The organism is Citrobacter sp. Cpo030, assembly GCF_030333005.1.
GTDB lineage: Bacteria > Pseudomonadota > Gammaproteobacteria > Enterobacterales > Enterobacteriaceae > Citrobacter > Citrobacter portucalensis.
This window is the reverse complement of the sequence record NZ_JAOWGT010000043.1, coordinates 160,590-185,375: the sequence shown is the minus strand read 5'-3', so window position 1 is coordinate 185,375 and position 24,786 is coordinate 160,590. Positions and strand designations below refer to the sequence as shown.

Sequence of the window (24,786 nt, the reverse complement as noted above, 5' to 3'; positions counted from 1 at the left end):
ATTTGAGTATGGCGGGTTAAATTTATGAAATACATCGGAGCGCACGTAAGCGCCGCTGGCGGTCTGGCTAACGCCGCTATTCGAGCCGCAGAAATCGAAGCGACCGCATTCGCCCTGTTCACCAAGAATCAGCGCCAGTGGCGTGCCGCGCCGCTGACCACCGAAATCATTGATGATTTCAAATCTGCCTGTGAGAAGTACCACTACACCTCTGCACAAATCCTGCCTCACGACAGTTACCTGATTAACCTCGGTCACCCGGTCAGCGATGCGCTGGAAAAATCGCGTGATGCATTTCTTGATGAAATGCAACGCTGTGAACTGCTTGGCTTATCCCTGCTGAACTTTCACCCGGGTAGCCATTTGATGCAGATCCCGGAAGATGAGTGTCTGGCGCGCATTGCAGAATCCATCAACATCGTCCTCGCTCAGACCCAGGGCGTTACGGCAGTAATCGAAAATACCGCCGGACAAGGCAGTAATCTGGGATTCAAGTTTGAGCACCTGGCCGCCATTATCGACGGCGTCGAAGATAAGTCCCGAGTTGGCGTTTGTATTGATACCTGCCACGCTTTCGCGGCGGGTTACGATTTGCGTTCCGCAGAAGAGTGCGAAAAAACGTTTGCGGAATTTGAACGTATTGTCGGTTTCAAGTATCTACGCGGTATGCACCTGAACGACGCCAAGAGCGCGTTTGGCAGTCGCGTTGACCGTCATCACAGCCTGGGTGAAGGCAATATTGGCCATGATGCCTTCCGTTGGATTATGCAGGATAATCGTTTTGACGGTATTCCAATGGTGCTGGAAACCATTAATCCGGATATCTGGGCCGAAGAGATCGCCTGGCTGAAAGCCCAGCAAACAGAAAAAGCAGTGGCGTAACGATCTCCGCGCGCCAGACAAGCTGGCGCGTATCAAGTGAGCGTAACCAGATCCTCTGGCATATGGTTGTACAAAATCCGCCAGAAATGCTCAGCCGTTTTATTCAAACGGGTATCCATTCGGTAAATATAGGCCTGAATTGGCACCATAAACTCCGGCGTGTCCAGACAAACCAGGCGCTTATCGCGCAATTCGTTCACGATCGTCCACGCTGGCAGCCAGGCGATACCATGACCATCTAATGCCATATTCTTCAATAGCTCACTCATCGAAGACATAAACAGCGTACGCGCCGAAATACTGCCCACCTCCGCCAGGTGACGGTTAACCAATCTTCCCATGTAGGAAGTGCTAGTATAGTTCAGAATCGGCACCTGCGGCTGATAGATATCAAACAACGCCTTACCCTGTGCATCCGCAGCACAGACGGGATACAGCTCAGACTCAAAAACCTTCAAGCCGCAGAAAGGTGACTGCATTAAGTCTTCATCGCGAAAGGAGATAATAAAATCACTTTTCCCCTCGCGCAGCGTATTCACCGCCTGGACTACGTCAATCGCTTCGACGTGGTACACAAACTCCTCGCCCCATGCCGACATTGAATGTACTAATCTGGGCAACATCGTCAGCGACAAAGAATGTGCCGCCGCTATTTTGATATTGGGAACGCCAAGCAGGTTGTGACCACTTAGCTCATCTAAATTGCATTCCAGTTGTTGCAGCAGGCTACGGGTCTGCGAATGGAATAACTTACCCTCCTCCGTCAGCTGCAGTGGACTCGTCGTACGGTCAAACAGCAGCACCCCAACAGCGGATTCGAGCGCCTTGATCCGCCGGCTAAATGCCGGTTGGGATAGGTTGCGCTCCTCCGCGGCCTGGGAAAAATGACGACACGCTTCCAGCGTCAGAAAATCATATAACCATTTTGTCTCGATATTTTTCATGCCTGTCACGCGGATGTTTAAATATGTCGATTAGTCTTAAGCATCATGCCTGAATATTCCCGGAGATGATATTCAACATCAGTATCTGGTGATTCATTTTTTGCATAATGCCTTCGTTTTTGACATTAACATGTTTCTTTACTCATCGACCACGACCGCTCACCCACCGCGTAACGTCGGGCCTCTGGCTGATTGCCGGCCAGCTGAGGTGGTAAAAGACATCACACTCATGCGTTTTTTGCATTGAACCAAACATTATTGCATTTCTCCTCACGACACTCTGCTGTTAAACATAAGCACCAGATAGACACCAGCTCTGAATATTAAATATCGGTAAATAGAGGTATATATCGTGAAAGGTTTAATTGGCGTACTTGGTGGTATGGGGCCTGCTGCAACCGTCGATCTTTTTAATAAATTCGTCACCTTTACCGCAGCGCAACGCGATCAGGAACATATCCCATTAATTATTTCATCCATCCCTGATATTCCAGACCGAACTGATGCGTTAATGCATCATGGTCATTCCCCACTTCCGGCAATGCGTGATTATATGCACAAACTGGAAGATGCTGGTGCGGAGTGTATTGTGATCCCCTGTAATACCGCCCATTTTTGGTTTAATGAATTAAAAGAGTGCTGTCATACAGAGTTACTCAGTATCGTTGAAACAACCATGAATGAGGTCAAAAACTGCGGAAAATCACGTATCGGTTTACTTGCTACTAACGCCACCCTTTACATGGGACTCTACCAAAAAGGCATAGAATCTCTTGGTTTAACCTGCATCAGTCCTGATTCATCCGATCAGGAAAAGGTCATGGAAAGTATTTATTGCTTAAAAGCCGGCGACCTTAAGCGGGCACAAACGCTGATGAGTGAACAGGCTGAAGTGCTCTTCTCACGCGGCGCACAAATCATTGTACTGGGATGTACTGAAGTCCCCGTCATTCTTGCCGACGCAGTCAGAAAGTCTCCAGATAAATATATTGACTCAACCGGATCATTAGTTCGCGCCGGTATTAAATGGTACGAAAAACGAGTTGGCAAACATCATCTTCTGGCGCAATAACAGCCATTACCAGATTAATAAAGCATTAAACAACCACTTATTTTAATAACAAATTATTCTCTGGCGGAGGCCATTATGGTTTGGTTAGAAATTATCGTCGTGTTGGGTGCAATATTTTTTGGTATCCGCCTCGGCGGAATAGGTATCGGTTTATGCGGTGGTCTGGGGCTGGCTATTTTAACGTTGGGATTTGATCTGCAAATTGGCTCGCCACCCGTTGACGTTATCCTTATTATTATGACAGTTGTCGTGGCAGCATCGGCGCTACAGGCCGCAGGAGGTATGGATTATCTGGTTCGTGTTGCCGGTAATTTCATGCGGCGTAACCCTAAATATATCAATATTATTGCACCGATTATCACCTGGTCGATGACCATAATGGCCGGAACAGGGTTCATTGTATTTTCTACCCTGCCAGTGATTGCCGAAGTCGCCAAAGAGTCCGGTATCCGCCCTTCTCGTACGCTCGCCGGATCCGTAGTCGCCTCCCAGGTGGCGATATCCGGTTCGCCGATCAGTGCCGCAATGGCGGCGATGCTGACCATTATGGAGGGCAACGGTATCACCTTTATTCAGGTCATGGCGGTATGTCTACCAGCTTCGTTTGTCGCCGCGATGGTTGCCGCTTTTATCGCCTCACGTCAGGGATGCGAGCTTCAGGATGATGAAGTCTATCTGGAACGCCTGCAAAAAGGATTAGTGCGTAAATATGAAGGGCAAAACAGCACCACGCCGGGTGCCAAACTCTCAGTCGCCCTGTTTATGCTGGCAACGGTCGTCATCGTTATTCTTGCCGCCTGCCCGCAGCTACGCCCTGGATTCGATGCAGGCAACCCAATGAATACCCGGGATATCATCATTATCTGTATGCTGGCTGCCGCTTGCCTGATGGTGGTGTTATGCAAAACATCAACCGATGCTATTGTCCTGACATCCACGTTTAGATCAGGGATGAGTTCACTGGCGGTCATTCTCGGGATTGTTACACTGGGAACGACCTTCATTGATGCCCACTTAGCGGAGATTAAGGATATCGCAGGCGATATTCTACGGGCTTATCCCATGCTGTTGGCACTGGTGCTGTTTGGTACCTGTGCGCTTCTCTACTCGCAAGGCGCCACCACGCCGCTGATCATCCCTCTGGCCGTTGCGCTCGGCGTGCCTACATGGGCAATTCTGGCCTCCTATGTGGCGGTAACCGGGGTGTTTGTTCTACCAACATACCCGACTTCGCTGGCGGCAATGGAGTTCGACACCACAGGGACAACGCGCGTGGGCAAGTATGTCTTAAACCATCCGTTTATGCTGCCAGGACTGGGTGGGATCATTGCTGGCGTTGCCTTTGGTTTTATCATCGCGCCAATGATTACCTGACCCGTTTTATTAAGGCTGGATGGATTATTGTGGCGATGCTGCAACGGTATAGGTAAAAGCATAAAAAAGGGGCAGAGAATTCTCTGCCCCTGGTATTGACGTTAAATCAGGCCGCCTTTGCCACAACCTCAGCTTCCGGGCGCTTCAGCACCGCGTAGGAGAGACCGGCTACCAGCGTACCGGCAATAATTGCCAGCAGGTATCCCAACACCGGCGTGATTGCACCTGGGATTAACAGGACAAACAGCCCGCCGTGTGGCGCCATCAGCTTCGCACCCACCGCCATCGAGATAGCCCCGGTAATCGCACCACCAACGATACAGCAAGGCAGAACGCGCATTGGGTCACGGGCAGCGAACGGGATTGCCCCTTCGGTGATAAAGCACAGGCCCAGTACCAGGGCAGCTTTGCCGCCTTCCTGCTGCGCTTTGTCGAACTTACGACGCGCAACCAGCGTTGCCAGACCCAGAGCCAGCGGAGGTACCATACCCGCAGCCATGATGGCCGCCATCGGCGCATAAGTTTGTGTACTCAGCAGACCCACACCGAAAGCATACGCCGCCTTGTTAACCGGACCACCCATGTCGGTACACATCATGCCGCCAAGAATCGCGCCAAGCAGCACCGCATTGGCCGTACCCATGGTTTGCAGCCAGTGAGTCAAACCTTCCAGAATACCCGCCACCGGTTTGCCGATCAGGTAAATCATGGCCAGGCCAACCACCAGGCTTGAGAACAGCGGAATGATCAGGATCGGTTTCAGCGCTTCCATACTCTGCGGGAGTTTCAGCTTCGTGCTGATAAGCTTCGCCACATAACCGGCAAGGAAACCAGCAATAATCCCGCCAATAAAGCCGGAACCGGTGCTTACCGCCAGCATACCGCCGATAAGACCCGGCGTCAGACCCGGACGGTCAGCGATGGAAAATGCGATATAACCTGCCAGTACCGGCACCATCAGCGCGAAGGCTGAACCACCGCCAATCTGCATCAGCGCCGCCGCCAGCGTACCCTGCTCTTTAAACGCTTCGATACCAAAAGCGAACGAGAGTGCAATACACAGGCCGCCAGCAACTACCATCGGCAGCATATAAGAGACGCCCGTCAGCAGGTGACGATACGCCCCCGCGCTCTCTTTCTTACTTTCGGTTGCTGAAGTCTGCGCTTTACCGGTTGGCTGGTACGGTGTTGCTTCTTCCAGCGCTTTGTCCAGCTCCTGCTTTGTTTTCTTCAACGCAAGACCGGTAGAGGTGCGATACATCGGTTTGCCGGCAAACTTCGCCAGATCAACTTCAATGTCAGCTGCCACAATCACCAGATCAGCCTGAGCCACCTCTTCCGGCGTAATAGCGTTACCTGCGCCAACAGAACCTCGGGTTTCAACCTTCACCCACCAGCCACGTTTTTTCGCTTCAGTTTCAATCGCTTCAGCGGCCATAAACGTATGAGCAACACCGGTCGGACAAGCCGTCACCGCCACCACGCGTTTTGGACCACTGCTGGCCACAGTTGCTGTTGCAACCGGGGCACTGTAAGGTTTTGCATGGCCTTTAGCTTCGCTAAGGAAGAGTTCAGGATGCGCAACCGCACGACCAATGTCGCCCAGCCAGACTTTTTTGCCATTCAGCGAACTGTCGGCAGGAAGCGTATCGCCCAGAACAATTGCCAGTTCGGCATCATTCGGATTATCAATAATTTCCAGATGTGCTTTCTGTGCCGCCGCTCCAAGCAGGGTTTTCGCCATGTAAGCGCGAGCCTGGCCGAGATTAGCGTCAATAATCAGCAGCGTTTTCATTATGCCTCTCCTGCTGTCAGTTAAACGGTTTTAAGTCGACACGCGCCATCATTGCGGCCAACTGAGGACGATCGGTAATGCCTACATTACTTTGGCTTACCGCCAGGGCGGCAACAGCCGTCGCCAGACGCAGGGTATGTTCGCTGGACTCACGCATCAGCAGGCCGTAAATCAGACCGCCAACCATTGAATCACCCGCGCCGACGGTGCTGACCACCTCAACTGACGGCGGTTTAGCAATCCACTCGCCTGAGGCGTTAACCCACAGCGCACCTTCCGCGCCGAGTGAAATCACCACATGAGCGATCCCCTGCTCGCGAAGCGCATGCGCCGCTTCAATCACATCTTTCATTTCCGGCAGCTTACGACCGGCCCAGATTTCCAGTTCGCGACGGTTTGGCTTCACCAGCCATGGCGCCGCTTTCAGACCTGCTACCAACGCTTCACGACTACTATCAAAGATAATGCAAGGACACTGACTACGCAGGCGCGTCATCCAGTCGGTGAAGGCTTCCGGGCTCACGCCGGTTGGCAAACTGCCGCTGACGCACACCATGTCGAACTGGCCCAGCCAGCTCAGCGAATCATTTACAAAGCGTTCCCAGTCAGCCGGGGTGACTTCAAAGCCGGAGAAGTTGAAGTCAGATACTTCACCGTCTTTTTCGGTCAGCTTGACGTTAATACGGGTACGGCCCTGCACGACCTGAAAACGGTTGGCAATGCCCAGCTCGCTGAACAACTGCTGAAAACCATCCTGGTTGTCTTTACCCAGGAAGCCACCCACAGTGACATCGATACCTAAATCCTTCAAAACCTTAGCGACGTTGATCCCTTTCCCTGCCGCATGCAGACCGGTGGTTTTAACCAGGTTCACTTCACCGCGTTCAATTTCCGGGCAGAAACCCACCAGGTCGTAGGCCGGGTTAAGGGTGATAGTAGCAACACGTCTGCTCATTACGCGCCCTCCCCAAGACCTGCTGCGATGGCTTCGCCAATCGCCTTCAGCGCCTGTTCAGCATCTTCGCCCTGTGCAGTAAAGCGCAGGTGATGTCCTTTCTTCACGCCTAACGCCACAACTTTCATCAGACTGCGTCCATTCGCCGGCTTGCCGGTTCCATCAAGATTTGTCACGGTAATTTCACTGTTAAATTGTTTAATCGTATTCACCAGCATGGTGCCCGGGCGGGCATGTAAACCATGCTCATTGCGCACAATAAATTCGGCGCTCAGTACATCATCAGTTAAGGCGTCATCGCTGGTCAGCAGCGCCAGCACCGTTGCCGCATCAGCTTTCAACAAACGGTCAGCTTTATTATTCAGCAGGAGATCGCCAAGGCGCTTCAGCACCGCAACCGGTTGATCGTCATTCATGGCGACGGTCACCAGCAAGGCTGCCGCTTCACCTTGTACATCGAACGCTGTTGCTGCACGACTAACCGCAACGGCGCTACGCACGTTACCTTCAGCACAGTCATTCAGCCAGATCCCCTGACCGAGATTCATCGGTTGCTCATTGATTGCTCTGGCCACAAAGGTGGCGTCAACCGCACCGACTTCTTTCAGCCGTGCCGCGTTGAGTGCCTGCAGCGTCACCAGCGAGTTGGCCACGACATCCAGCGACAGCGTTTCGTTATCAAGCTTCAGCTGTTCACTTTGCTTTTCACCCATCAGCAGCGCACGCAGTTCTTCCGCCGTGGTCGCAGATTTCAGCTGTTCAGCGACGGAGTCATCGCTCAGCACGTGTGTCAGCTGACGCAGTAAACCGAGGTGTTCATCAGAACTTGCGGCGATGCCGATTGCCACATAAGCAACCTGCCCTTCGCCCCAGGTCACGCCCTGCGGAAACTGAAATACCTGCACACCGGTTTTCAGCACCCGATCGCGCGTGTCCGTCGTACCGTGAGGAATAGCAATACCGTTGCCGAGGAACGTGGACGTCTGTTGTTCACGCGCCAGCATGCCATCGATGTAGCCTTCCGCCACGTTACCCGCCTGTACTAAGGCAGCGGCAACCTGGCGAATAGCCTCTTCTTTATTCCCGGCCTGTTCGCCCGGGTGAATATCCTGAACAGATAACTGGAACATGGTTCTCCTCTCCCGCTGATTTGAAACGATTCAGCTAACATGAGAAAAAAGGCGTCACCTGACTCTATCAGTTATGGCGAGATGACGCTGAAACGTTTCAAGAAGTCTTGCTCTTTTTTCTTCAGCACACAAGTAAAGTTGACAAATTACTTGCTGAATTTAGAGATAACGCACACTTTCTCTGCGTGGGAGAAAAAAATGCTGACGAAAAATCGGCGTCAGCATGTCAGATTCAGCAGCGTCAGCAAACGGCATTCTCTGACTGAAATGCTATTTTGATTTTTGATGCCGATTTTGATTTGGCTCCCTGTTTATTTTCTGACAAGCAGCGTAAACTCCGCGTCTCTTCACATCATTGATATCAAAACATGCATAACACCCCCGTAGCCGCCACACCCAAGGCGTTTGATTTAACGTCTTCGGCGTTCCTGCTTGTCGCATTTCTGACGGGTATCGCCGGTGCGTTGCAGACGCCAACGCTTAGCCTTTTTCTGACGGATGAAGTCCATGCCCGTCCCGGCATGGTCGGTTTCTTTTTTACCGGCAGCGCCGTGATCGGCATTTTGGTGAGTCAGTTTCTGGCCGGACGCTCGGATAAAAAAGGCGATCGCAAAAACCTGATTGTGTTTTGCTGCGTACTGGGGATGCTGGCCTGCGTGCTGTTCGCCTGGAACCGTAACTATTTTATTCTGCTGTTTATCGGGGTATTCCTCAGCAGCTTTGGATCGACCGCCAACCCGCAAATGTTTGCTCTCGCCCGTGAACACGCCGACCGCACAGGTCGGGAAGCCGTCATGTTCAGCTCAATATTACGTGCGCAGGTTTCGCTAGCCTGGGTAATTGGCCCGCCGCTGGCCTACGCGCTGGCCATGGGATTCAGCTTTACAGTGATGTATCTCAGCGCGGCGGTGGCGTTTGTTGTCTGCGGCGTAATGGTCTGGCTGTTTTTACCCTCAATGAGTAAAAACGTGCCTCTCGCGACAGGCGCAGTTGAGGCCCCGCGCCGCAATCGACGCGACACGTTGCTGCTGTTTGTTATCTGCACATTAATGTGGGGAACCAATAGTCTCTATATCATTAATATGCCGCTGTTTATCATCAACGAACTGCATCTGCCGGAAAAACTGGCTGGCATCATGATGGGCACCGCAGCCGGTCTGGAAATCCCGACCATGTTGATTGCTGGCTATTTTGCAAAGCGTCTGGGTAAACGTCTGTTGATGAGAATTGCCGTCGTTGCCGGATTCTTCTTTTATGCCGGTATGCTGCTGGCTCACTCTCCGGCGATATTGCTTGGCTTACAGCTGCTGAACGCGATTTACATCGGTATTCTCGGCGGGATTGGTATGCTCTATTTCCAGGACCTGATGCCGGGACAGGCGGGTTCAGCCACCACCCTCTATACGAATACCATTCGCGTGGGCTGGATTATTGCCGGATCGCTGGCGGGGATTGCCGCTGAAATTTGGAACTATCACGCGGTGTTCTGGTTTGCGCTGGTGATGATCGTCGCCACCGTCGTGTGCCTGGCGCGCATCAAGGACGTTTAAGGTGCGGTCAGCGCTTCAAGCTCGATAAGATAAACCATGGCCTGGTGCGTCGTCTGTCCGCACATTTCCGCACTGGGCTGTAAACCGGCGCACACCTTTGGTCGTAGCGGCGACGCAAAAATTTTGCAACGCAGGGATTCATCCAACTGAACGCAGGGCGTATTAGCGGGCTTGCCATCAGGCATACCGGGGATGGGACTGGAGATTGAAGGCGCGGTGCAGCATGCACCACAATCCGGACGGCATTCCATACAGTACTCTCTTTATCGTAAACCATCGGATTGTGCGGGAAGGGCACAGTACCACCTTTTTTGCACCAGCAAAAGCATGAATTCCGCTTGCCTGAATGCCCCGGCGCGAGTAGTTTTACGCGATATTTTAGACACTCCTCACTACAGGATTTTTTCGATGCCAAGAGCGAACGAAATTAAAAAAGGTATGGTACTGAACTACAACAGCAAACTGCTGATTGTAAAAGATATCGATATTCAATCACCGTCTGCACGTGGTGCTGCCACGCTGTACAAAATGCGTTTTTCTGATGTGCGTACCGGTCTGAAAGTTGAAGAGCGCTTCAAAGGCGACGATATCGTGGATACCGTCACTCTGAGCCGTCGTGGCGTTGATTTCTCCTACGTCGATGGCAACGAATACATCTTTATGGATAAAGAAGACTATACCCCGTATACCTTCACCAAAGACCAGATTGAAGAAGAGCTGCTGTTCATGCCGGAAGGCGGTATGCCGGACATGCAGGTATTGACCTGGGACGGCCAACTGCTGGCGCTTGAACTGCCGCAGACTGTAGACCTGGAAATCGTTGAAACCTCACCGGGTATTAAAGGCGCTTCAGCGAGCGCGCGCAACAAGCCAGCAACCCTGAGCACCGGTCTGGTGATCCAGGTTCCTGAGTACCTAAGTGCGGGTGAAAAAATCCGTATTCATATCGAAGAACGTCGCTATATGGGCCGTGCAGATTAATCTCCTGTCGTTACAGGTGAACCAAAGATAATGACATGTTGTCTCTGGCAAAATGTTCCGTTCACTTTAGTGATATCACTTATCTGAAACAATACTGCCTGTGAACGTGTTAAGGGTACTATCGCCGTACCCTTAACAATCCCGGCTCCCAGCGGGAAAATTGCCACTTCGTGGTCCCCTCCGCTTATTTCTTCAGGCTATCGGGCCGGGCGCGAGGTAGCATCCCTGCAAAGCGCGCCCTGAGCCAGCATCCATGCTGGCTCTCCCGGCCTTACGAAAACACGTCGGCAATTTTCAGCCGGACCAGCCCACACCTGACCATCTGCGTATTTTGTTTAAACAGCAAAAAAGATTTAACTGGAAGTCAGAGCGTTAAAGCGATGACACCGGTCCGGCTGAAAATCGATGAGGCGTTGACGGCTGACCGGGTCTGTCCGCAGGGATGCGGACAGAGGGGACGGCCTGCATGGATGCAGGCTCGGCCCCGACCCGACAGGCAGACGACATAAGACGAATAACTCGCATCGCGACGATTTTCCCGCCGGGAGCCTGGGATGCAAGGGAGACGGCGGTGAGTCTCCCTTGCACGTTCACGCGTATCTGCGCTTCCAGAGAAATGACTCCGCTGAGGTGAACGGAATCCTATGCCGCAATAGAATGTTCTCCATAATACTTTACTGACTGGCATTACAGCACCAGCTGTCCCTTTGTCATATTCAGCGCTGACTGCTGAGATAAAAATCATCCATCAACAATGACTCCAGATACTGTTCATCCTCTTGCATAAAACGCACTATCAGATTAACCGCCTGAGGATAAAACCCCTCGTTATCCCGCACCAGACAAGCGTCGCGAAATAACGGTGCCCAGCACAGAATATGATGATGCAAAAAGTAGTATTGCGCCGATAGCCTCTCCTCTTTAGCAACCATCCTCGCCATTAATGCCAACTGCACGGCAATATGATCGGAGGGCTCATTCTCTCTCGCTGCCAGACCTTGCTCAATCAGCAACACATTCATTTGCCGACGTTCTTCTGCCGCTGTCGTGTGTGGATAGTGCCCTGCATAGGGAGAAACACTAGCCGGCGGGGCCAGCAGAAACAGCGAGGCAAAATCTGCTGCCAGCTCCAGCTGACGGGAGTCGCGCCGCAAAACCCGGCTCAGACTACGCTCAAAACGTTTAACCTCGGCAGACACTCCAGGAACCGCCGCCAGTGAGGCAATCCAAGCCTGGCTATCGCCGTTTTCCAGACTGGCGAGCTGTTTTTCATCCAGCTCACGAAATAACAGTTGCGAAAACCACTGGTACACAGCCGCCCGCTGCTGATGAATTTGCTTATGCTGCACTGGTCCCCTCCTCTTTCACAATCTGCGGACCACCGAATGCCGTCACCTGCGGGGCTTTCTGCTGATAACGCTCGACCTCCACCAGCACGGTATGCGCCGAAGGCCCCTGGGCCAATTGTGAAGTACCTATATCCGCGCTCAGCACGTTCGGGTCGCCATAGGTGCATAATGTCCCGGCTTTCCCTCCTTCCTGCGGGGAATACCATGCGCCTTCATGAATACGAATCACGCCAGGGGAAAAATCCGGACTGACAACCACGCCAGCCAGTACCTGACCACGAGCGTTATAAACGCGGGCGATATCACCGGCTTTTAAGCCACGAGCGGTGGCATCCTGTTCACTGATATAAAGCGGCTCTCTTCCGGCAACCGCATAGGTGTTGCGAAACGCCTCGCTAGAGCACAGCTGGGAATGCAGACGTTTATCCGGATGGCAGGATTGCAGATGCAGAGGGTATTTATCTTTTTTGCCGCTATGGGTACGCTCAAAGGGTTCCATCCATACCGGATGCCCCGGACAGTCCTCATAGGCAAAGCCCGCGATGGTTTTGCTGTAGATTTCAATCAGACCTGACGGCGTTCCCAGCGGATTCAGGTCTGGCTGATCACGAAACTCGCCGTGACGGACCCACGGCTGACCCGGCGGATATTCAATATATCCGTCACCCTGCCAGAACGTTGTGAAATCCGGTAATGAGACGCCGAGCGATGCCCCCATCTTCACGCCTTCGTCATAAAGCGCCTGTATCCACTGCATTTCATCACGGTTTTCACGGTACACCGCTTCCTTGTCAAAGCGCTTACACAGCCCGGCAAACACATCAAAATCATGTCGCGCTTCATATTGCGGTTTGACGATCTGATGCAACGCCATCAACCCTTTATTCGAATGTGTGCCGAACTGCTCAATATCGTTACGTTCAAAGCGGGTAGTAACGGGCAGGACGATATCGGCAAATCGGCACGACGCGGTCCATTGGTGATCCAACACCACCACGGTTTCCAGCTTCTTCCACGCGTCGATCATGCGGTTCCTGTCCTGCTGCGCATGAAATGGATTTGCCGCGCTGTAGATCGCCATTTTGATGTCAGGCCAGGTTAACGTCTCGCCGTTAAAGGCAACCTTTTTACCCGGCTCAAGCAGGCAGTCAACGATACGCGAAGTGGGGATATGCTCCGATGCGCCGCGAAAATCCGCTTTATATTTCGCCGGTGGCGGATTAGCAATGCTCCCCAGCCCGGAGAGTACGGGGCCGGCGGATGTCACCGTGCCACCGCCGTTGTAGTGCCAGCCAAATCCTACCCCGCCGCCGGGCAAACCAATTTGACCGACCATGCTGGCCAGTACCACCAGCATCCACGGATACTGCTCACCATGGTGCATGCGTTGTACGCACCAACCGCCCATAAACTGTGTCCGGCCTTTCACCAACAGGCGGGCGAAGTCTCGGATCTGCTCTGCCGTCAGCCCGCAGATTTCTGCAGCCCATTCGGCATTTTTCGGCTGTTTATCGCTCTCGCCCAGCAGGTACGGTAAAAACTGTTCAAAGCCGACGGTGTAATCGGTAATAAACGCCGTGTCGTACAGTTTTTCTTCGTACAGGGTATGCGCCAGCGCCAGCATTAACGCGACATCGGTTTGTGGCCGTAACGCCAACTGCTCGCAGCCAAGATAGTTTTGCGATTTGCTACGCACTGGATCAACGCTGATAACGCGCATCTTACCCTGCGCTACCGCCTCTTTAATCTGCTGCCAGTAGCCAAACGCATCGTGATCGGGAACCAAAAACTCGATCTGCAAGTTCTTGATCGGATCGCAGCCCCACAACACGATGGTATTGCTGTTTTGAATCACCAGCGGAAGCGACGTCTGCTGCTCATAAACTTCCAGCGAACCAATCACATGCGGTAAAATGACTTGTGCCGCTGCCGCAGAATAGTCGCCGACGGTTGTCACATAGCTACCATGCAGGCCAAGTCCCCGGTCCATCGCCCCGCCCGCTTTATGGTATTTGCCCACCATCTGCCAGTCGGCAAGCCCGGTAAATACGCCTGATGAGCCATAGGTTTTTTGCACCCGCTCCAGCTCTTCGTAAAACAAATCCAGCGCCTGATCCCAACTAACCCGTACAAAACGGTTATCTCCGCGCTGGCTGCGATCCGACTTCTCACGCTTACGCAACCAGTCCAGACGCACCATTGGGTAGCGCACCCGCGACGGGTTGTAAACCACTTCACGCACCGCGTTCAGCATATCGCAGGGGTATTTGTCATGTTTGAACGGACGGGTTTCGGTCCACTCACCGTTGACCACTTTGGCTTCAAAAGCGCCATAGTGCGAACCAGATTGGATCCACTGTTCGGGATTTTCCCCCGCCGCCCACACTTTTGATATCAGCGGATTAGGCGCCAGTGCGCTGGCAGCACCCACCGCCAACATACCGCTAAGAAAACGGCGGCGGGACGGATTAAAGTCATGAATATCCATACATTATCCTTACTTTTTGTTGGTTTCAGACACATCGCTGGCGTGGGTCTGGAGGTATTTCAACAACGTACGTTCCTCCACCGGATTAAGCCGGTAATAGGTCGACATGGCTTTCAGTCCGGCGATCCAGCCGTTAGCGGTATATCGGGTTGTAGGAGGAGTGCTATGACAGGCGCTACAGGTGGATTGCAGCATTTGATCTGAGTACTCCCAGATTGGCGCGAGCGTGTTGATAAAGTCCTGATCGGTGGTCCAGGCGGTGACGCTCACCTGCTGCCATTCCTGATGTGAGTCAGGATCGACCTGGGTTTGTAGCACTTTTACGTTCGCCATCAGGGGCTCATCGAGAACGGCGGAGAAAACGCGTTTCCCCATATACTGGGTGATCACCCGTCCGCGTCCTTTGCTTTCACGCCAGCCCGTGATTTCGAGCTGCACGTTACGGCCTTCTTTTTTCAGCACCTTGACCTCGGTGGCGGGAAATAACAGCGCCTTCCCGGCCGGACTCTCTGCCGTTGCCGCCAGTGATTTTTCGCTTAATGAGAACAGCGTGGTCGCATCCGTTGGCGTATCTCCTTGACGCTGTAGTTGCTTATAGCGATCGCGAAAACCGCTGCTCATATCGGGTTTGTGATGGGCAATTCCTTTGTGACAATCGATACAGTTACTGTCTTTTGCTGCCGCTGCGGTCATTTGCGCCGCCGCATTTGCCGATTGCTTGCCATGATCCATTGCCTCATAGCTATGGCAGGATTTACACGCCGCTGAATTATTCGCGCTCATGCGCGCCCACTCCCGCTGGGCCAGCTCCGGGCGTTTGGCAGCAAACTTTTCAGGAGTATCGATAGAAGGAGAAATAAAGGTGTGATAGAGGTCGTTTAAGGCTTCAGTTTTACGAATAAGCGTTGGAATAACGCCCGGTGGAATATGACAATCCTTACACTCAGCCCGCACGCCAGATGCGTTGCGAAAATGCACGCTGGTTTTATATTCCTCTCCAGCCGTGCGCATCGAGTGACACGATAAACAAAATTCGGTGGTACTGGTGTAATGAACGCCTTGCCACGTTCCCCAAATAGCCAGGGCCATTGCCACCGCCCCAGCCAATACGCACCACAATGCGTTCTTTCTTATCCACGACATGCTTGCCTCCATTTTTTTAATAGCGACACGCTAAGGGATAATAAAAACCAAAAATAGAGACAGCGATAGCAAGTTATAGGAACAGCCACTACTCCATGAGGTGTATCAAATAGTAAAAACGAGAAATTCGTAATATAGTGGCCATATATTAATAAGGAATTCCTCATGCTTACATTAACGCTCAATAGAGAACTCCGCACTCCGCTGCAATTGCAAATTTTTCAATTTTATTTCCAGGCTATTCAGCGGGGAGATTTGCTTTGTGGCGATAAGCTTCCCTCTATTCGCGAGCAGGCTCAGGTATTGAACGTAGCCAAAATAACGGTAGTGATGGCCTATGATAAGCTTATGGCTGCAGGGTTAATCAAGAGCCGACACGGTATTGGCTATGAAGTGATATTCACAACGCCTGTACGTATAACACCAACACTTGTGCCCGTTACCCAGGGTTCTCCGCCCACAAAACCTAAAGCTGCCGGGGTCTCTACCGATGTTTACGCCGAGCCTGGACGAGAGTGCTACTGCCGGATGGGCGTCCCCGATCCCAACGCTTTTCCCTGGTCAAGCTGGCGGAAATGGAATAATGCTCCAAGCATACTTAAAGAACAATTATTTACCCGATATCATTCACCAAATGGATTATTTTCATTGCGTGAGCAATTGGTCAGATACCTTAATTTATCCCGCGGAATTAATACCCGAGCAGAGAACATCATCATTACCAACGGGATTCAGGAAGGATTATCACTGCTCAGCCAAATATTTATTATTCACCATGCTGTCAGTCAGCAAAAAAAGTGCCATATTGTGACCGAATCCCCTTGTTATTCTGGCGCATGGCATCTTTTCAATTATTACGGTGCAGACATTACGTCAATCGCCGTAGATAACCTCGGGCTGCAAACAGATAATTTACCCGAGTATGAAACCCAGCTTTGTTATGTTACTCCAGCGCATCAGTATCCGATGGGAAATGTACTTTCGCTGGAGCGCCGTCAGTCATTATTAACGTGGGCGCAACGCGTCGGCGCTTACATCATTGAAGATGATTACGATGCCGTTTTTACCTATGGGGAAAATCCCCTTCCCGCGCTGAAAGCCATGGATTATCACAACCGGGTTATCTACATGGGGACATTTTCTAAAACGCTGGGGCCAGGCGCACGGCTTGGCTATCTTATTTGCCCTGATGAACTGCTTCCGGCGGTACAGAATATGAAAGCGCTCAATAACAACGGCAGTCAGTGGTTGTTGCAGCAATTTTTAGCCGAGCTGATGCAAAATCAGGTGTTTTATACGCATATCAGCAAGCTGGCCTGCAGCTATGCGACGCGCCTCGCCCTGTTACGCGATGGCCTTTCCACTCTGTTTCCCGAAGGGAAAATCGCTGGCGCAACGGCAGGTCTGCACCTCTCGTTACGCATTGCCAGACATAGCGAATTCATCGCCAGGCTGCAACAAAGCTGCCTGTTAGCCGGGATCCGTTTCGACACTCTGCCGGATATAGAAAATGGATCAGAAGCCGCCTGGCGCAAAGAGAACAGCGATGCTGTTATGTTTTTTGGATTTGGTGGATTGCAGATACAGCAGATCAATAAAGTGCTGACAGTGCTGGAGCAGGCGCTTGCGCAGCCTTGATGAATAACAGGGATCGCGCCTGTCGCGCAATCCCTGTGGTTAGACTTACAGCAGGTCGCGGAACTGCGTTTGTTTCAGCGCCAGCTCAACGCCGCGGACTTCTGCCAGGCCTTTCAGGCGACCAATCGCAGAGTAGCCTGGGTTGGTTTTCTTATGCAGATCGTCAAGCATCTGGTGTCCATGATCCGGGCGCATCGGGATAGGACGCAGGTCGCCCGCCTTTTTACGCCGCTGCTCTTCGCTCAAAATGGCAGCCACCACCGATACCATATCCACATCGCCCTGCAGGTGCGCACCTTCGTGGAAGGTTTTCGGGTTATCTTCACGACAGGTCGAGCGCAGGTGCGTGAAGTGGATACGATCGCCAAAGGTTTCGATCATTTTCACCAGATCGTTATCAGCGCGCACGCCGTAAGAACCGGTGCACATGGTAAAACCGTTATTAATGCTATCGACCGTTTCTTTCAGCCACTGCATATCTTCGATAGTCGAAACGATACGTGGCAGGCCGAGGATCGGGCGCGGCGGATCGTCAGGATGCACGGCCAGACGCACGCCGACTTCTTCTGCCACTGGCACAATCGCCCGCAGGAATACCGCCATATTATCGCGCAGATCGTCCTTGCTGATGCCGTCATATTCAGCGAGACGCGCACGGAACTGATCCAGCGTATAGCCCTCTTCTGCACCTGGCAGCCCAGCAATGATATTGCGGGTCAGCTTTTCAATTTCTGCATCACTCATGGCATTGAAGTAGTCCAGCGCCTGGCGTTGTTCTTCGGCGGTATAATCCGCTTCAGCTCCCGGGCGTTGCAGAATGTGAAGTTCGAAGGCCGCAAAAGCAATCTGGTCAAAACGCAGCGCTTTGGAACCATCCGGCAGCTGATATTCGAGGTCGGTACGCGTCCAGTCGAGGATCGGCATGAAGTTATAGCACACCGTATCGATACCACAGTTCGCCAGATTACGGATACTCTGCTGATAGTTGGCAATCCACGTTTGAAATTGACCTGAACGCGTTTTGATATCTTCGTGGACAGGGATACTTTCCACCACCGACCAGGTCAGCCCTTTTTCAGCCAGAATGGCCTGACGCTGTTGAATTTCTTCTACCGGCCACACTTCACCGTTAGGAATATGGTGCAAGGCGGTCACAACACCCGTTGCGCCAGCCTGACGCACATCATCAAGCGATACCGGATCGTTAGGTCCGTACCAACGCCAGGTTTGTTCCATTGTTTCACCTCACAAGTTGTTATACCAAATTAAATCATCTTAATGACGACTACCATACAGGCATCCGTCAACCGATCAACACATTGCCGATGATTGGTTGATCAAGCTCACATTCCCCGGATAAATGAGGCACACCAATTCAATTTGTTGTCATATAACTTTATACTGCCATTGTTAATTTATGGTTAATCAGGTGTATTAAATGAAAACTATTGCCTCAGCGCCACTGGCGGAAAATGTCATGATTCCGCAATACGACCGCCAGCAATTAAAAACGCGGATTGTGCATTTTGGTTTCGGTGCTTTTCACCGCGCCCATCAGGCGTTACTAACCGACAGGGTGCTGAATGCGCAGGGTGGAGACTGGGGTATTTGTGAGATCAGTCTGTTCAGCGGCGATCGACTGATGAGCCAACTGCGCGAACAGGATCATTTATTTACCGTGCTGGAAAAAGGGGCCAACGGTAACCAGCCAATTGTTATCGGCGCCGTCAACGAATGTCTCAACGCCAGGCTGGATTCGCTGGCGGCCATTATCGAAAAATTCTGCGAACCTCAGGTGGCTATTGTCTCGCTAACCATCACAGAAAAAGGCTACTGCATCGATCCGGCGACAGGCTCGTTAGACCTCAGTAATCCACGTATTGCTCACGATCTGCAAACACCGACTGAACCGCACTCTGCCCCCGGAATTATTGTTGAAGCCCTACACCGCCGACGTGAACGCGGGCTACAGCCGTTTACCGTCCTCTCTTGCGATAACATCCCGGACAATGGTCATGTGGTAAAAAACGCCGTCCTTGGAATGGCGGAGAAACGTTCACCAGAACTGGCAACCTGGATTCAGGAACATGTCAGTTTCCCAGGCACCATGGTCGACCGCATTGTCCCTGCCGCCACTGAAGAGTCACTGGCCGAAATTGCCCGCGAGCTGGGGGTTGCCGATCCTTGCGCAATCAGCTGCGAACCGTTTATCCAGTGGGTGATTGAAGATAATTTTGTGTGTGGCCGCCCACAATGGGAAACGGCCGGCGTCCAGATGGTCGAAAATGTGTTGCCGTGGGAACAAATGAAACTGCGGATGCTGAACGGCAGTCATTCGTTTCTTGCTTATCTCGGCTATCTGGCCGGGTTCCAGCACATCAGCGACTGTATGCAGGACAGCGCTTTTCGTGAAGCTGCTTACCGCCTGATGCTCAACGAACAGGCACCCACGCTGCAAATTACCGATGTGGATTTAGACCAGTATGCCCTAAGCCTGTTGGAGCGTTTTGCCAACCCAGCGTTGAAACATAAAACCTGGCAAATCGCGATGGACGGTAGCCAGAAATTACCCCAGCGCATGTTGGAAGGGATCCGCGTACATTTAGCCCGCCAAAGTGAGTGGCCACTGCTGGCGCTCGGCGTCGCAGGCTGGATGCGTTATGTGAGCGGCGTGGATGATTCAGGCACCGCTATTGATGTTCGTGACCCGTTGAGTGAGAAAATTGCCGCTCTGGTTAAACAGAGCACAGAGTCAGAACGCGTCAACGCCCTACTTTCGCTGCGCGAGATTTTCGCCACCGATCTCGTACAGAATCCGCAGTTTGTCGCGGCCATTCAGCAGGCCTGGCAACGCATTGCCCAATACGGTGCGCATCAGGCTGTCATTGAGACGTTAAAAAGTTAACGATTTCTGCCATTAAGCAGGACGAAGCGCCTCTTCGTCCTCTCCCCCCTTCTCTTTTTCCCCGTTTTTCGCCAGGATTGTTAAATGCCATTACGGTAATTTATGATTCTGGAGTAAATGTGACTAAAACCAATCTCATCACCGGTTTTCTCGGCAGTGGCAAAACCACCTCTATTCTTCATTTATTGGCAAACAAAGATCCTGCTGAGAAGTGGGCCGTGCTGGTTAATGAGTTTGGCGAAGTTGGCATTGATGGCGCGTTGCTGGCCGACAGCGGTGCGCTGCTAAAAGAGATCCCCGGCGGCTGTATGTGCTGTGTTAACGGCCTGCCAATGCAGGTTGGCCTCAATGCGCTGCTGCGTCAGGGAAAACCCGACCGTCTGCTGATTGAGCCCACCGGCCTCGGGCATCCCAAACAGATTCTGGATTTACTCACTGCACCGGTTTATGAGCCGTGGATCGATCTGCGCGCAACCCTCTGTATCCTTGATCCTCGCCTGTTACTGGATGAGAAAAGCGTCGCCAATGACAATTTCCGCGATCAGCTGGCCGCCGCTGATATCATTGTTGCCAACAAAACCGACCGTGCCACGACGGAAAGCGAAAACGCCCTGCAAAGCTGGTGGCAACACTACGGCGGTAATCGCCAGTTAGTTCATGCCGACCATGGGCAAATTGACGGACAGCTACTGGATTTACCCCGACTAAACCTGGCGGAGCTTCCTGCAAGCGCGGAGCACGCCCATAGCCATGCCAACAAAAAGGGGCTGGCAGCGTTAAGCTTACCCGCACAGCAGCGCTGGCGTCGTAGCCTGAACAGCGGTCAGGGCCATCAGGCCTGTGGTTGGATTTTTGACGCCGATACAGTGTTCGATACCATCGGTCTGCTGGAATGGTCGCGTCTTGCTCCTGTTGGACGCGTGAAGGGGGTAATGCGTATTAAAGAAGGACTGGTACGCATTAATCGCCAGGGAGACGACTGGCATATAGAGACGCAAAACGTCGCACCACCCGATAGCCGTATTGAACTCATCGCCGATACCGAGACCGACTGGAATGCGTTACAGAGCGCGTTGTTGAGACTTCGTTTAGACGCTAGCGCGTAAGGTTGCCTTCGTTTTTAGCAATGGTAAACGACGATGAAAACCCGATACCCTTCAATCCTCCTGCTAAATATTGCGGGCCTGGCACTGTTTATGTCCTGGTATATTCCAGCCGGGCATGGGTTCTGGTCTTCACTTGATACGGGCGTTTTCCGCTTCTTTAATCATAAACTGGTGGAAAGCCCACTGTTCTTATGGGTTGTTGCTATTACCAATAATCGGGCATTTGATGGCTGCTCATTGCTAGCTATGGGCGCATTGATGCTGCACTTTTGGCTCAAAGAGACGTCGGAAGGTCGCCGACGTATTGTAGCTATCGGTTTGGTTATGCTGCTCACCGCAGTGGTATTAAATCAGCTGGGCCAGGCGCTTATTCCCGTTAAACGCGCCAGCCCGACCCTGATGCTGGATAATATTTATCGCGTCAGCGAACTGCTGCATATTCCGACCAAAGATGCGTCGAGAGACAGTTTTCCTGGCGATCACGGCATGATGCTGCTTATTTTTTCCGCATTTATGCTGCGTTATTTCGGAAAAGTCGCAGGAATAATCGGCCTTATTATTGCTGTGGTTTTTGCCTTTCCACGCGTAATGATTGGCGCTCACTGGCTCACTGATATCGTGGTTGGTTCCATGACGGTGGTCTTGATTGGCCTTCCCTGGTGGCTAATGACGCCATTAAGTGACCGATTAGTCACTCTGTTCGTGAATTATCTCCCCGGCAAAAACAAACAATTTTTAAACAAATAACGCAGAGTAATTAACATCATCAGGGATACTTCTGATTCCCTGATGATGCCGGGCAATATTTCATCATTCTGATTGTCATTCCCCTGTCATCTTATTCATGTTTAAAATGAGTAGGTTGCGTATTTTTTACCCTGATTGTTCTTAATTTAGACAATGCCGTTTATTCACTTTCTGTATCAATTTTTCTTATAAGAAATCACGTAAAATCACTCGCATTGACCGGAACGATCGGGTAATCTCGAACTCGTTTTGCCTCGCGGGATAATTATTCCCTTTCAGAATAAATTTGTGCGTTCTGCCACAGATTTGACCTTAAGGAATTGTCTCATCGTGCGATGGTAATTAGTCTCGTCACGTTTGGCATTTTTTATAACGATATTTATCGTTAAGGACTTCAAGGGAAAACAAACAAAATGGTCAAATCTCAACCGATTTTGAGATATATCTTGCGGGGCATACCCGCGATAGCAGTTGCGGTTCTGCTTTCTGCATGTAGCACAACGAACACCGCCAAGAATATGCATTCTGAGACGCATGCTGTGGGCAATGGAGATAACTCTTCACTGCAAGCCTCTCAGGATGAATTTGAAAATATGGTACGTAATATCGATGTTAAATCACGTATTATGGACCAGTATGCTGACTGGAAAGGCGTGCGTTACCGCCTTGGCGGCAGCACCAAAAAAGGTATTGATTGCTCAAGCTTCGTGCAGCGTACATTCCGCGAGCAATTTGGTTTAGAGCTTCCGCGCTCAACCTATGAACAACAGGAAACGGGAAAATCCGTTTCGCGCACTAATCTGCGCACAGGCGATCTGGTTCTGTTCCGTGCTGGCTCTACCGGCCGTCACGTCGGTATTTATATCGGTAACAACCAGTTTGTACATGCCTCGACCAGCAGTGGCGTTATCATTTCCAGCATGAACGAGCCTTACTGGAAAAAACGCTACAACGAAGCTCGCCGGGTTCTGAGCCGCAGTTAGTTTCGTTTGGCAGCTATCCCTTGGCTATCCTGATGAGACATTCCAAAAGCACTGCTTCGGCGGTGCTTTTTTGTTTCACCCTGCGACTAAGAAAAATCTCACAACATGAGTCATTTCAGGTTATATTCATACAGAGTAAGCGGTTAAATCAGGTAAAATAAGGATCTATGTTCAGACGCTCTTCTTCATCCGGTCGGAAAATCCTGCTTTCCTGTATGTTAACGGGGCTTATCGTCGCAATACTCGTGAGTACCCTGCAGTTTTTCGTCACCTGGCATAAACGAGAAGTTAAGTACGACACGCTCCTTGCCGATATCCAGAATTACGTCAGCAGCTACTTCACCGACCTCAAAACCACCACCGATGCCCTTCAGCCGCTGGTTGCCAACAGTTGCCAACAAGTCAGCGCTAAACTGACCTCCAGTGCAGCCTTTAGCCTGAACGTTCGCGCTTTTTTACTGGTAAAAGACGGCATCGCTTTCTGCTCTTCCGCAACAGGTTCCATGTTCACTCCGATTTTAGATTTGATCCCGAACCTCGATATCAGCAGAAATATTGATGTGGAATTACTTCCCGGTACGCCCATGATGCCGGACAAACCAGCGATCATGATTTGGCACCGAAACGCGTCGTTCAATGATAGCGGCGTATTTACCTCACTGAATATCAATCTGGCGCCTTACCTACTCTATACCGCCCGGCAGGATGATTTTGACGGTATTGCTATTATCGTCGGTAATACCGCAATTTCGACATTCTCATCGCGAATCATCGATGTCTCCGCTCTTCCTCATACTTCCTGGCGGCAGGCCACTCTTGAAGGGATCCCGCTTAAAATTCGCTTATACGCACAAGAGTGGAACTATACCGACGTCTGGTATTCTATTTTGTTGGGATGTATGGCCGGGATTATTGCCGCCCTTCTCCTCTGGTACTACATCTACAGCATCCGTTTACGCCCAGGCAAAGATATCCTCAACGCCATCAAACATAACCAGTTTTATGTGGTGTACCAGCCCGTCGTAGAGATGCAAACGCTGGAAGTGAAAGGCGTCGAGGTCCTGTTACGTTGGAATCACCCAACAACGGGCGAGATCCCACCGGATGCCTTTATTCATTACGCTGAATCACAGAAAATGATCGTCCCACTGACTCAACATCTCTTTAAGTTGATCGCCCAGGATGCCCCGACACTGCAAAAAGTGTTACCCGCTGGGGCAAAATTAGGGATCAATATCGCGCCATCGCATCTGCATGGCGAGACGTTTAAAGACGACATTCGCCACCTACAGGCCTCGCTTCCCGCAAACTATTTTCAGATAGTACTGGAAATCACAGAACGAGATATGCTCAATCAGCACGAGGCCACAAAGCTATTTGAATGGCTGCATTCCGCAGGTTTTGAAATTGCGATTGATGATTTTGGCACCGGCCATAGCGCGCTTATTTATCTGGAACGCTTTACCGTTGACTACCTGAAAATCGATCGCGGATTTATTAACGCCATTGGGACGGAAACACTGACTTCTCCGGTACTGGACGCCGTGTTGACACTTTCTAAACGTCTTAATATGCTGACGGTTGCGGAAGGGGTAGAAACTCCTGAGCAAGCCCGTTGGCTGCGCGATCGTGGGGTGCATTTTTTCCAGGGGTACTGGATTAGCCGACCATTACAGCTTGCTGATTTTGTGCGTTGGATGGCACAGCCCAATAAGCCGACGTGGTGATCGCAGTATGCGATTCA

Annotated in this window: 20 protein-coding genes; 11 read left to right on the top strand and 9 right to left on the bottom strand. The window is 51.5% G+C overall.

Annotated features, from left to right (window positions below):
- The first annotated feature begins 24 nt into the window (after positions 1-24).
- Positions 25-882 (top strand): deoxyribonuclease IV, encoded by an 858-nt coding sequence (gene nfo / locus OGY37_RS03310; protein ID WP_003834523.1) that lies wholly within the window; start codon positions 25-27, stop codon positions 880-882.
- Positions 883-914: 32 nt separating this feature from the next.
- Here nfo and hypT read toward each other — a convergent pair whose 3' ends face one another.
- Positions 915-1,826, bottom strand: a complete 912-nt coding sequence (gene hypT, locus OGY37_RS03305; RefSeq protein WP_286620065.1) for a hypochlorite stress DNA-binding transcriptional regulator HypT — start codon at positions 1,824-1,826, stop codon at positions 915-917.
- A 352-nt stretch (positions 1,827-2,178) separates the two neighbouring features.
- On the opposite strand from hypT, the gene cuyB reads away from it, so the two are divergent.
- Positions 2,179-2,898, top strand: coding sequence for a cysteate racemase (gene cuyB, locus OGY37_RS03300; RefSeq protein WP_286620063.1), 720 nt, complete (start codon positions 2,179-2,181; stop codon positions 2,896-2,898).
- Positions 2,899-2,973: 75 nt separating this feature from the next.
- Positions 2,974-4,272: an anaerobic C4-dicarboxylate transporter gene (locus OGY37_RS03295; protein ID WP_063940523.1), complete on the top strand. Its 1,299-nt coding sequence runs from the start codon at positions 2,974-2,976 to the stop codon at positions 4,270-4,272.
- Between the two features lie 106 nt (positions 4,273-4,378).
- Here the strand turns inward: OGY37_RS03295 and fruA are convergent, their stop codons facing one another.
- From fruA to fruB, 3 genes are read right to left on the bottom strand one after another with little or no spacing between them, the layout of a single operon-like run.
- The gene (fruA, locus tag OGY37_RS03290) at positions 4,379-6,067 is read right to left on the bottom strand and encodes a PTS fructose transporter subunit IIBC (RefSeq protein WP_286547753.1); all 1,689 of its coding nucleotides are present in this window, start codon (positions 6,065-6,067) and stop codon (positions 4,379-4,381) included.
- Between the two features lie 16 nt (positions 6,068-6,083).
- Entirely contained in the window at positions 6,084-7,022 is a 939-nt protein-coding gene (gene fruK, locus OGY37_RS03285; protein ID WP_003834544.1) for a 1-phosphofructokinase, read from the bottom strand.
- A complete protein-coding gene (fruB, locus tag OGY37_RS03280) occupies positions 7,022-8,152 on the bottom strand; it encodes a fused PTS fructose transporter subunit IIA/HPr protein (protein ID WP_286620061.1) in 1,131 nt (376 codons plus the stop codon). The genes fruK and fruB overlap by 1 nt, the downstream gene beginning before the upstream one ends.
- Before the next feature lie 368 nt (positions 8,153-8,520).
- Here fruB and setB point away from each other — a divergent pair, with 368 nt between their 5' ends.
- Positions 8,521-9,702 carry a sugar efflux transporter SetB gene (gene setB, locus OGY37_RS03275; RefSeq protein WP_016150664.1) on the top strand — a complete coding sequence of 394 codons (1,182 nt, stop codon included), beginning with the start codon at positions 8,521-8,523 and terminating at the stop codon, positions 9,700-9,702.
- Here the strand turns inward: setB and OGY37_RS03270 are convergent.
- Positions 9,699-9,953, bottom strand: coding sequence for a YkgJ family cysteine cluster protein (locus OGY37_RS03270; RefSeq protein WP_016153739.1), 255 nt, complete (start codon positions 9,951-9,953; stop codon positions 9,699-9,701). The two genes, setB and OGY37_RS03270, sit on opposite strands and share 4 nt — an antisense overlap.
- Positions 9,954-10,110: 157 nt before the next feature.
- Here OGY37_RS03270 and yeiP point away from each other — a divergent pair, with 157 nt between their 5' ends.
- Positions 10,111-10,683 (top strand): elongation factor P-like protein YeiP, encoded by a 573-nt coding sequence (yeiP, locus tag OGY37_RS03265; RefSeq protein ID WP_126317680.1) that lies wholly within the window; start codon positions 10,111-10,113, stop codon positions 10,681-10,683.
- Positions 10,684-11,399: 716 nt separating this feature from the next.
- Here yeiP and torD read toward each other — a convergent pair.
- Genes torD through torC form a run of 3 tightly spaced genes read right to left on the bottom strand, consistent with a single transcriptional unit; the run spans position 11,400 to position 15,663 of the window.
- On the bottom strand, positions 11,400-12,032 hold the full coding sequence (gene torD / locus OGY37_RS03260; protein WP_191222350.1) for a molecular chaperone TorD: 633 nt from the start codon (positions 12,030-12,032) through the stop codon (positions 11,400-11,402).
- Complete coding sequence (gene torA / locus OGY37_RS03255) at positions 12,022-14,520, bottom strand: trimethylamine-N-oxide reductase TorA (RefSeq protein WP_286620059.1); 2,499 nt, start codon at positions 14,518-14,520, stop codon at positions 12,022-12,024. The genes torD and torA overlap by 11 nt, the downstream gene beginning before the upstream one ends.
- Before the next feature lie 9 nt (positions 14,521-14,529).
- Entirely contained in the window at positions 14,530-15,663 is a 1,134-nt protein-coding gene (gene torC / locus OGY37_RS03250; protein WP_286620057.1) for a pentaheme c-type cytochrome TorC, read from the bottom strand.
- A 165-nt stretch (positions 15,664-15,828) separates the two neighbouring features.
- Between torC and pdxR the strand changes: the two genes are divergently transcribed.
- A complete protein-coding gene (gene pdxR / locus OGY37_RS03245) occupies positions 15,829-17,301 on the top strand; it encodes a MocR-like pyridoxine biosynthesis transcription factor PdxR (RefSeq protein WP_286620055.1) in 1,473 nt (490 codons plus the stop codon).
- Positions 17,302-17,346: 45 nt separating this feature from the next.
- On the opposite strand, the gene uxuA is transcribed toward pdxR, so the two are convergent.
- Complete coding sequence (gene uxuA, locus OGY37_RS03240; RefSeq protein ID WP_279275689.1) at positions 17,347-18,537, bottom strand: mannonate dehydratase; 1,191 nt, start codon at positions 18,535-18,537, stop codon at positions 17,347-17,349.
- Positions 18,538-18,739: 202 nt separating this feature from the next.
- Between uxuA and OGY37_RS03235 the strand changes: the two genes are divergently transcribed.
- The 5 genes from OGY37_RS03235 (at position 18,740) to OGY37_RS03215 (ending at position 24,769) form a co-directional block, all read left to right on the top strand.
- The gene (locus tag OGY37_RS03235; protein WP_003834561.1) at positions 18,740-20,206 is read left to right on the top strand and encodes a mannitol dehydrogenase family protein; all 1,467 of its coding nucleotides are present in this window, start codon (positions 18,740-18,742) and stop codon (positions 20,204-20,206) included.
- Positions 20,207-20,325: 119 nt separating this feature from the next.
- The gene (locus OGY37_RS03230) at positions 20,326-21,312 is read left to right on the top strand and encodes a CobW family GTP-binding protein (protein WP_286620053.1); all 987 of its coding nucleotides are present in this window, start codon (positions 20,326-20,328) and stop codon (positions 21,310-21,312) included.
- A gap of 33 nt (positions 21,313-21,345) precedes the next feature.
- Positions 21,346-22,059: a phosphatase PAP2 family protein gene (locus OGY37_RS03225; RefSeq protein ID WP_003834565.1), complete on the top strand. Its 714-nt coding sequence runs from the start codon at positions 21,346-21,348 to the stop codon at positions 22,057-22,059.
- A 413-nt stretch (positions 22,060-22,472) separates the two neighbouring features.
- Complete coding sequence (gene mepS, locus OGY37_RS03220) at positions 22,473-23,042, top strand: bifunctional murein DD-endopeptidase/murein LD-carboxypeptidase (protein ID WP_003834567.1); 570 nt, start codon at positions 22,473-22,475, stop codon at positions 23,040-23,042.
- 167 nt (positions 23,043-23,209) lie between these two features.
- Positions 23,210-24,769, top strand: coding sequence for a cyclic di-GMP phosphodiesterase (locus OGY37_RS03215; RefSeq protein ID WP_126317671.1), 1,560 nt, complete (start codon positions 23,210-23,212; stop codon positions 24,767-24,769).
- Positions 24,770-24,786 lie beyond the last annotated feature (17 nt).

What these genes read in the sequence shown, in the direction of transcription:
- mepS (WP_003834567.1), top strand. Translation starts at nt 22,473, where the DNA reads ATGGTCAAATCTCAACCGATTTTGAGATATATCTTGCGGGGCATACCC.
- OGY37_RS03270 (WP_016153739.1), bottom strand. Translation starts at nt 9,953, where the DNA reads ATGGAATGCCGTCCGGATTGTGGTGCATGCTGCACCGCGCCTTCAATC.
- torC (WP_286620057.1), bottom strand. Translation starts at nt 15,663, where the DNA reads ATGTCGTGGATAAGAAAGAACGCATTGTGGTGCGTATTGGCTGGGGCG.
- torA (WP_286620059.1), bottom strand. Translation starts at nt 14,520, where the DNA reads ATGGATATTCATGACTTTAATCCGTCCCGCCGCCGTTTTCTTAGCGGT.
- fruK (WP_003834544.1), bottom strand. Translation starts at nt 7,022, where the DNA reads ATGAGCAGACGTGTTGCTACTATCACCCTTAACCCGGCCTACGACCTG.
- OGY37_RS03235 (WP_003834561.1), top strand. Translation starts at nt 18,740, where the DNA reads ATGAAAACTATTGCCTCAGCGCCACTGGCGGAAAATGTCATGATTCCG.
- uxuA (WP_279275689.1), bottom strand. Translation starts at nt 18,537, where the DNA reads ATGGAACAAACCTGGCGTTGGTACGGACCTAACGATCCGGTATCGCTT.
- setB (WP_016150664.1), top strand. Translation starts at nt 8,521, where the DNA reads ATGCATAACACCCCCGTAGCCGCCACACCCAAGGCGTTTGATTTAACG.
- OGY37_RS03215 (WP_126317671.1), top strand. Translation starts at nt 23,210, where the DNA reads ATGTTCAGACGCTCTTCTTCATCCGGTCGGAAAATCCTGCTTTCCTGT.
- OGY37_RS03295 (WP_063940523.1), top strand. Translation starts at nt 2,974, where the DNA reads ATGGTTTGGTTAGAAATTATCGTCGTGTTGGGTGCAATATTTTTTGGT.
- hypT (WP_286620065.1), bottom strand. Translation starts at nt 1,826, where the DNA reads ATGAAAAATATCGAGACAAAATGGTTATATGATTTTCTGACGCTGGAA.
- nfo (WP_003834523.1), top strand. Translation starts at nt 25, where the DNA reads ATGAAATACATCGGAGCGCACGTAAGCGCCGCTGGCGGTCTGGCTAAC.
- yeiP (WP_126317680.1), top strand. Translation starts at nt 10,111, where the DNA reads ATGCCAAGAGCGAACGAAATTAAAAAAGGTATGGTACTGAACTACAAC.
- OGY37_RS03225 (WP_003834565.1), top strand. Translation starts at nt 21,346, where the DNA reads ATGAAAACCCGATACCCTTCAATCCTCCTGCTAAATATTGCGGGCCTG.
- pdxR (WP_286620055.1), top strand. Translation starts at nt 15,829, where the DNA reads ATGCTTACATTAACGCTCAATAGAGAACTCCGCACTCCGCTGCAATTG.
- fruB (WP_286620061.1), bottom strand. Translation starts at nt 8,152, where the DNA reads ATGTTCCAGTTATCTGTTCAGGATATTCACCCGGGCGAACAGGCCGGG.
- fruA (WP_286547753.1), bottom strand. Translation starts at nt 6,067, where the DNA reads ATGAAAACGCTGCTGATTATTGACGCTAATCTCGGCCAGGCTCGCGCT.